5 protein-coding genes are annotated in these 6,564 nt (G+C 63.8%); 3 read left to right on the top strand and 2 right to left on the bottom strand.

Annotated elements, in window-relative coordinates; all coding sequences use genetic code 11:
- Window positions 1–154: 154 nt before the first annotated feature.
- Together ggt and QMX78_RS05110 are read right to left on the bottom strand one after the other, a co-directional pair.
- Window positions 155–1,858 carry a gamma-glutamyltransferase gene (gene ggt / locus QMX78_RS05115; RefSeq protein WP_282267211.1) on the bottom strand — a complete coding sequence of 568 codons (1,704 nt, stop codon included), beginning with the start codon at window positions 1,856–1,858 and terminating at the stop codon, window positions 155–157.
- A gap of 272 nt (window positions 1,859–2,130) precedes the next feature.
- Window positions 2,131–2,946: a BTAD domain-containing putative transcriptional regulator gene (locus QMX78_RS05110; protein WP_282267209.1), complete on the bottom strand. Its 816-nt coding sequence runs from the start codon at window positions 2,944–2,946 to the stop codon at window positions 2,131–2,133.
- Between the two features lie 640 nt (window positions 2,947–3,586).
- Here QMX78_RS05110 and ilvC point away from each other — a divergent pair.
- The 3 genes from ilvC to QMX78_RS05095 are packed head-to-tail and all read left to right on the top strand — an operon-like array spanning window position 3,587 to window position 6,562.
- Window positions 3,587–4,561, top strand: a complete 975-nt coding sequence (gene ilvC, locus QMX78_RS05105; protein WP_282267207.1) for a ketol-acid reductoisomerase — start codon at window positions 3,587–3,589, stop codon at window positions 4,559–4,561.
- A gap of 38 nt (window positions 4,562–4,599) precedes the next feature.
- Complete coding sequence (gene ilvG, locus QMX78_RS05100) at window positions 4,600–6,327, top strand: acetolactate synthase 2 catalytic subunit (RefSeq protein ID WP_282267204.1); 1,728 nt, start codon at window positions 4,600–4,602, stop codon at window positions 6,325–6,327.
- Entirely contained in the window at window positions 6,311–6,562 is a 252-nt protein-coding gene (locus tag QMX78_RS05095; RefSeq protein WP_282267202.1) for an ACT domain-containing protein, read from the top strand. Before ilvG ends, QMX78_RS05095 begins: the two co-directional genes overlap by 17 nt.
- Window positions 6,563–6,564 lie beyond the last annotated feature (2 nt).

The following is a 6,564-nucleotide window of genomic DNA, read 5'->3' as shown; positions in this document are numbered from 1 at the left end:
GCGCGAAAGGGAGGGGGTAGAAGCGGCTCCGTCGCCATCTTGCAGATCGCCAAGAACGGCCCCCTCCCTTTCGCGCAGCGAAGGGGAGGGTTGGGGAGGGGTGCTTTGGCTTTGGCTTTGGCGTTGACCCTGCCACAACGAAAAGAAGCGAAGATCAGTACCCCGCCGCCTGACCGTCCTTGCGGCTCTCCGAAGCGCCGTAGTAAACGCCGCTTTCCGGGTCACGCATGATCGCCTGGTAGCCGCCATAGGGGCCGTCGGCAAACACCACGCGATGGCCCTTGCGCATCAGGCTACGTACCGTCTCGTAGGAAAACCCGGTTTCCAGATTGACCTCGCCACCATCACGCATCGCCGTGGCCTGCCCGGTGGGCTCGGTGGAGCCCTCGTGCTGGATGCGCGGTGCATCGCCGGCTTCCTGCAGGTTCATGCCGAAGTCGACGAGGTTCATCACGATCTGTGCATGCCCCTGTGGCTGCATCGCACCGCCCATCACCCCGAAGCTGGCGAACGGCTTGCCATCCTTGGTGATGAATGCCGGAATGATGGTCTGGAACGGGCGCTTGCCCGGTGCATAACCGTTGGGATGATCCTTCTGCAGCACGAACATCTCGCCACGATCCTGCAGAATGAAACCCAGCCCCGGCGGCGCCATGCCGCTGCCCATGCCGCGATAGTTTGACTGGATCAGCGACACCATCATGCCGTCAGCATCGGCCACGGTCATGTAGATGGTGTCGCCCTCCTCCAGCTGCCTGGGCGTTCCCGGCTGAACTTCCTTCAAGGCCTTGTCCATCGAGATCAGGCTGCGGCGCTGTGCAGCGTAGTCCTTGGAAACAAGCCGTTGCACCGGCGCCGGCGAGAACGCCGGGTCCGCGTAGAACCGGGCGCGATCGGCGAAGGCCAGTTTCTTGGCTTCAACGAACAGATGGATGTGCTCGGCCGAGCCGAATGGAATCTTCGAGAAATCGTAGCCTTCCAGCACGTTGAGGATCTGCAGCGCAGCGATGCCCTGGCTGTTCGGTGGCAGTTCCCACACGTCATAACCACGGTAGTTGCTGCTGACCGGCTCGACCCACTCGCCGTGATGCGCGGCCATGTCCTCGTAGCTCAGATAACCGCCATTGGCCTTGAAGTAGTCGCCAATGCCGCGCGCGATGTCACCTTTGTAGAACGCATCGCGGCCACCATCGGCAATCTGCTGCAAGGTGTTTGCCAGGTTTGGATTGCGCCACATCTGCCCCTTGCGTGGCGCGTGTCCATCAATGGTGAACTGCTCCTTGAAACCCGGATACTGCGACAGCTTGGGCACCGAGCGATCCCAGTAGTAGGCAATGACCTCGGATACCGGATGCCCTTCGCGCGCATAGGCGATTGCCGGCGCCAGGTTTTCAGCCATGGGCTTGCGCCCGAAGCGTTCATGCAATGCGAACCAGCCATCCACCGCGCCAGGCACCGATACCGGCAGCGGCCCGGTCGCCGGAATCTCCTTCAAGCCACGCCGCTGCAACTCCGCCAGCGTCAACGAACGCGGTGAACGACCCGAGCCGTTGTAGCCATGGAGCTTCTGCGTCTTCGGGTCCCAGACGATCGCGAACAGGTCGCCGCCAATGCCATTGCCGGTCGGCTCCATCAATCCCAGCGCGGCATTGGCAGCGATGGCCGCATCCATCGCCGAGCCGCCGCCCTTCATCACGTCCAGCGCGATCTGGGTGGCCAACGGCTGCGAGGTGGCTGCCATTGCATGCGGCGCGATGACTTCCGAGCGGGTGGCAAATTCATGGCCGGTGATGCGGTCTGCGGCAAACGCCGTTACCGACACAGTAGACAGGGCAAGCAACAACGCGCTACGCAGCATGGCAGACAACCAGCAAGGGAATGGCGGGACGATAGCCCAGCCACCGCGCTGACGCACGCCTTGTGCAGGCGCCCGGCAATGCACTCCCCGTCCCCCCTGCGTTCAAGCCAGCCAAGCCAAGCCCCGGGCATCACGCTGTCTTGTAGGAGAAGCATCCGCAGCCCAAACAGGGACGTCACCAGATGAAGCGGATTGAGCAACCCCAGCTTCGCGGCTGATGCCGCTCCCACAGCAAGACCGCCAGCTCGCAGTCCGCCGCGGGCAACCCCGCCCTACATCCGTGCAGACGCCATTCCGATCAAGCCGGCTGCCTCGTGTCCGCTACTGATCTGCTCCAGCAAGCCACGCGTCTCCTGGTCTGGATCCAGCCCCAACTCCTGCCGCAATACCGATTCGAATCGCTGATAGACCTTCAGCGCCGCGCCCCGCATGCCGGTGCCGGCGTGGGCGCGCATCACCCGCCGGGTATGCGCTTCATTCCATGGATCGCGCTTACTCAAGGCATTGGCCAGCTGCATCGCCGACTCCCAACGCGATGCTTCCAGCATTTCATCGCAGCAGCGTGCCGCCGCGTCGATCAGCTGTGCGTCCAGCGATTGGCGGGTACTCGCCAACCAGCTCTGGAAGTTGGAATCGGCAATGTCCTCCATTCCATCCAGGAACACCCGCTGCTCGGCCATCAGATGAACCGATTCGCACGGCGCCTGCTCCAGCAGATCGATATCGAACATGGGCTCACCGCCACGCATCAGGCCAACCGCCGAGCGCTCGATGCGCAGCATGCCCTCCTCCATCACCAGATTGCAGAAGCGATTGAGGTTGCTCAACACCTGGCGCAGGTTGGTCAAGGCACTGGTCTCCCCCAGGCTGGGCCACAACAGGGCCGCCAGCGCTGCCCGCGAATGCATGCGATTGGACTCGACCGACAGGTAGCCAAGCAGGGCCCAGCCCTTCCGGTAGATCAGCGGAGTCGGCAGAACACCCCCCTGGCCCATCAGCTGCAGCAGACCGGGAGACCGCCCCTCGCCGGGTACGTCACACCGGTGTGCGCCTGCACACGTGATGTCCTGTCCTGTTTTCTGCGTCATGGTTCCCTACCTCCGGCCGGCCCAGAAAAGAGCCTGTTACTTGCTAAACCGGCAAAAGCGACGCAATCCAATCACGACAGGACAAATATTCCCTCCGGCCCAATCAACTCGTGGCATTGACCGGAATCCGCGCAAACCGGCTGCGGCTGGCGCTTGAGCCTGCAGGTTTCAGTCGCAACCATGCAGCTGCGACGGGCCTTCCGCGCCAGATACGGGAAATCACACCGGCAAGCGTTGACATGATGACGACGCGATGGTTATCTCGACCCATGCTGCAACGCCACAACGCCACCGCTGACCTGACTTCGACCCCGGCCCACGCCGCGGCGTCGATTCTTGTACTCGTACTTGTTACCGAGCCAACAGGTGCGGGGCAGACTGGCGCGTAACGTAAAGACAGCCAGATTCGACTAAAGACCCCGCGCCGACCCCGGTGCGGGGTTTTTCGTTTCCAGCTTCTATTTCATCTGAAACCATGTACCCAACCACTGACACCTCCAGGAAACACACCGCCAACGCCGCCAGCCGCAGCGCTGCGACCTGCATGGTGCCTCCCCCGCCCGCCCCGGCCGCTGCGTCCTGACGCAACGGCCGTTTTTATTTCTGCCTGACTCTCTTCATTGCAAGGAAACCAAGCACCATGAGCACCAACGAACTGCCCCAGATCAAAATCGCCGTCGTCGGTTACGGCAGCCAGGGCCGCGCCCATGCCATGAACCTGCGTGAATCCGGCTTCGACGTGGTTGTCGGCCTGCGCGCTGGCGGCCCCACCGAGGTCAAGGCGCAGGCCGATGGCTTCACCGTCAAGAGCCCGGCCGAAGCGGTCAAGGACGCCGACCTGGTCGCCGTGCTGACCCCGGACATGGTGCAGAAGAAGCTGTACAACGAGGTGCTGGCGCCGAACATGAAGCAGGGCGCCTGCCTGCTGTTCGCGCACGGCCTGAACGTGCATTTCGGCATGATCGAGCCGCGCGCCGACCTGGACGTGGTGCTGGTCGCGCCGAAGGGCCCGGGCGCACTGGTGCGTCGCGAGTATGAAATCGGCCGCGGCGTGCCGTGCATCTACGCGGTCTACCAGGACAAGAGCGGCAAGGCCGAGCAGTTCGCGCTGGCCTATGCGGCTGGTCTGGGCGGCGCCCGCGCCAACATCATCAAGACCACCTTCAAGGAAGAGACCGAAACCGATCTGTTCGGTGAGCAGGCCGTGCTGTGCGGCGGTGCCTCCTCGCTGGTCCAGGCCGGCTTCGAAACGCTGGTGGAAGCCGGCTACCAGCCGGAAATCGCTTACTACGAAGTGCTGCACGAACTGAAGCTGATCGTCGACCTGTTCTACGAAGGCGGCATCACCCGCATGCTGGAGTTCATCTCCGAGACCGCGCAGTACGGCGACTTCGTCAGCGGTCCGCGCGTCATCGATGCCTCGGTGAAGGCCCGCATGAAGGACGTGCTGACCGATATCCAGAACGGCACCTTCACCAGGAACTGGGAAGCCGAGTACGAAGCCGGCCTGCCGAACTACAAGAAGTTCCAGCAGGCCGACATGGAACACCCGATCGAGAAAGTGGGCAAAGAGCTCCGCGCCAAGATGGTTTGGCTGCAAGCACAGACTGCGTAATCCGCGGTCCCCCACCCGCAACTGGCAAAGGTCGCTGCATGAACACTTCCACCCCCGGTGCGCCCCGTAACGGCGCACGCTGGCTGACGCAGGCCCTGGAAGCCGAAGGCGTGCAAACGCTGTTCGGCTACCCGGGCGGCACCATCATGCCGTTCTACGACGCATTGGTGGACTCCAGCCTCAAGCACATCCTGGTACGACACGAGCAGGGCGCGGCGCTTGCCGCCAATGGTTATGCCCGCGCAAGCGGCAAGGTAGGCGTATGCGTGGCCACCTCCGGCCCGGGCGCGTCCAACCTGGTCACCGGCATCGCCGACGCCATGCTCGACTCGGTACCGATGGTGTGCCTGACCGGTCAGGTCGCTACCCCGTTGCTGGGTACCGATGCGTTCCAGGAACTGGATGTGTTCGGCATGACCATGCCGATCGTCAAGCACAGTTGGCTGGTGCGTAGCGTTGATGAGCTGCCGCAGGTGGTTGCCGAAGCCTTCCGCGTCGCCCGTGAAGGGCGGCCCGGTCCGGTGCTGATCGACCTGCCCAAGGACGTGCAGTTGGGCGATGCCTCGCACCTGCCCGATCACGTGCCGGCCTCGATCGATCCAGTGCCGGCACCGTCGGCCGAGCGTCTGGCTGCTGCGGTCGAGATGATTGCCGCTGCCGAAAAGCCCGTGATCTACGGCGGTGGCGGTATCGGCTTGGCCGATGCGGTTGGTGAGTTCCGTCACTTCGTCGAAAGCTCGGGCATCCCGACCGTGTTGACCCTGCGCGGGCTGGGCGCTTTGCCGGCCAATCATCCGCAGTATCTGGGCATGCTGGGCATGCATGGCACCCGCGCCGCCAACATGGCGGTGCAGGAGTCGGACCTGTTGATCGTGGTCGGTGCCCGCTTCGATGACCGCGCCACCGGCAAGCTGGCCGAGTTCGCCCCGTTCGCCCGCGTCATCCACCTGGATGCCGATGCCTACGAGATCTCCAAGCTGCGCGCGGTCGACATCGCCATCCCAGGCAACGTCAAGACCGGCCTGCAGGCGTTGACCAGCATCCGCAGCAGCTGCAACAACTGGCGTGCACGTTGCGCCGCCAACCGTGAGAAGTTCGCCGCACGCTACGACGCACCCGGCCATGACATCTACGCCCCCGCGCTGCTGAAGCGGCTGAGCGAAGTGGCACCGCCGGATACCGTCATCGCCTGCGATGTCGGCCAGCACCAGATGTGGGTGGCGCAGCACTGCCGCTTCAACCACCCGCGCAATCACCTGACTTCCGGCGCGCTGGGCACGATGGGCTTCGGCCTGCCAGCGGCGATGGGTGCGCAGTTCGCCTGCCCCGATCGCACCGTGGTGCTGGTTTCCGGTGATGGCAGCTTCATGATGAACGTGCAGGAGCTGGCCACCATCGCCCGCTGTCGTCTGCCGGTGAAGATCGTGCTGCTGGACAACTCCTCGCTGGGCATGGTCCGGCAGTGGCAGGAGCTGTTCTTCGCCGAGCGTTACAGCGAGATCGACCTGTCCGACAACCCGGATTTCGCCGCGCTGGTACAAGTGTTCGGCATCCCCGCCACCCGCATCACCCAGCGTGCGCAGGTTGAAGATGCACTGGCCGCCATGCTGGATACCCCCGGCCCGGCACTGCTGCACGTGTCCATCGATGCACGCGCCAACGTGTGGCCGCTGGTGCCACCCAACAACGCCAACAGCACCATGCTGGACAGCAACCCAGCCCATGCCAAGGCAGCGCAGGAGAGTTCCAATGCAATACCGGCTTGACCTGGTGCTGAAGCCTGCCGAAGGCGCGCTGGTGCGCGTGATCGGCATGGTCGAACGGCGCGGCTTCGCCCCCAGCAACATCGCCGGCGCCCGCAATGCCGACGATGCCGGCCGCTGGCACGTGCAGATGGATATCCATGGCACGCGCCCGCCGGAAACCCTGTGCCACCAGTTGCAGAAAGTCTATGACTGCGAATCCGTGCAACTGGTTGCCGTAGCAGGTGCCAGCGTATGAGC

The organism is Stenotrophomonas sp. PS02298 (assembly GCF_029959445.1).
Lineage (GTDB): Bacteria > Pseudomonadota > Gammaproteobacteria > Xanthomonadales > Xanthomonadaceae > Stenotrophomonas.
Note: the sequence above shows the minus strand (reverse complement) of the source record. Positions and strands in the feature narration are given on the sequence as shown.